This window comes from Ochrobactrum sp. SFR4 (genome assembly GCF_019730395.1).
Lineage (GTDB): Bacteria > Pseudomonadota > Alphaproteobacteria > Rhizobiales > Rhizobiaceae > Pseudochrobactrum.
In genome coordinates this window covers 1-1,464 of the sequence record NZ_JAAPBB010000048.1, presented here as the reverse complement: position 1 = coordinate 1,464, position 1,464 = coordinate 1, and the positions used below count along the sequence as shown (strand labels likewise).

Below are 1,464 nucleotides of genomic sequence, written 5' to 3'. Positions count from 1 at the left end.
ATTCGGATCAACAAACAGTCCGCCGATAAACTGTCCAACCAGACCGATAAAACCCGCCGGTTTCCCGTCATAAATAATCACCCAGTTTTCAGCCTGTTTCAGATAGATATCCCGTACCTGCTCAGCTTGCAGCAATAAGCGCTCCACACCTAAAAAATGATGCGATATGCGTGAAGCTTCCAGCCAGATATTGACCAACGCGTCCGTATGGTAATCCCCCCTTTAATTAAAGGTGTTTGAAAGTGGAATTTTCTCTGTTTAATAAACGAGGAGATTTTTATGAAAACGACTAGATTTACCGATCCACAAATCCTTGCAATCTTACGCCAAGCTGAGGGTGGTGTGTCTGTTCCTGAGCTTTGCCGCGAACACGGCATGAGCAATTCAGCATTTTATAAATGGCGCTCGAAATATGGCGGCATGGATGCCTCGATGGTCAGCCAGATGAAATCTATCGAGGATGAAAACCGTCGGCTAAAGAGAATGTTTGCTGACCTGAGCATGCAAAATGACTTACTGAAAGAAGCTCTTGGAAAAAAGTAACGGGGCGCTCGGAGCGTCGAGATATGGCCGTGATAGCTGCGAAACGGCCTGATGTCAGTATTGCGTGTGCATGCCGAGCTTTTGAAGTAAGCGAGACCTGTTATCGCTATAGCCCTCTTCTTCGTCATGAGAATGAAGAAATTGCAGATCTTCTGATTGGACTAACGGCAGCTAAAAAGACATGGGGTTTTGGATTGTGCTTTCTTTATCTTCGTAATGTCAAAGGCTATGGCTGGAACCACAAGAGGGTTTATCGTATTTATTGTGAGTTGGAGCTGAACCTTCGAATTAAGCCCCGAAAACGCCTTAAAAGGGATAAACCTGATGCTCTGGTAGTTCCAACAAAACCTAATTTGGTCTGGTCGATGGATTTCATGGCAGATCAGTTGGCAGACGGCCGGTCATTCCGGCTATTGAATGTACTGGATGATTTTAACCGTGAAGGCTTAGGCATTGAGGTGGATTTCTCTTTGCCAACAGAACGGGTTATTCGAAGTTTGAACCAGATCATCGAATGGCGCGGCAAGCCAGAGACTATACGCGTTGATAATGGCCCGGAATATATCAGTGGTAAACTTCTGGGGTGGGCTGAAAAACACTCTATTACCATCTTGTATATTCAACCAGGACAGCCTCAGCAAAATGCCTATATTGAACGCTATAACCGGACTGTCAGGCACGAATGGCTAGACCAATATATCATTGAGACAATTGAAGAAGCGCAAGCCTTCGCGACAGATTGGTTATGGACTTACAACAATGAACGTCCCAATATGGGCATAGGCGGAATAACACCCGCGCAGAAACTGAAAATGGCAGCATAAATTCCACGCCAGAACCCCGTTAAAAATGGGGGTATTACCCCCGTACCTATGCGTGGATCGTTATTCTCGGCCGCACCGGTATTATCAATCAGGCCTT

1 protein-coding gene is annotated in these 1,464 nt (G+C 45.8%); it reads left to right on the top strand.

Annotated elements, in window-relative coordinates; all coding sequences use genetic code 11:
* The first annotated feature begins 279 nt into the window (after nt 1-279).
* Nucleotides 280-1,367, top strand: a protein-coding gene (locus HBA93_RS17720) for an IS3 family transposase (RefSeq protein ID WP_113946470.1) whose coding sequence is annotated in 2 segments (ribosomal slippage) — nt 280-541 and nt 541-1,367 — 1,089 coding nt in all. Because the reading frame shifts where the segments join, the coding sequence is not laid out codon by codon here.
* Nucleotides 1,368-1,464 lie beyond the last annotated feature (97 nt).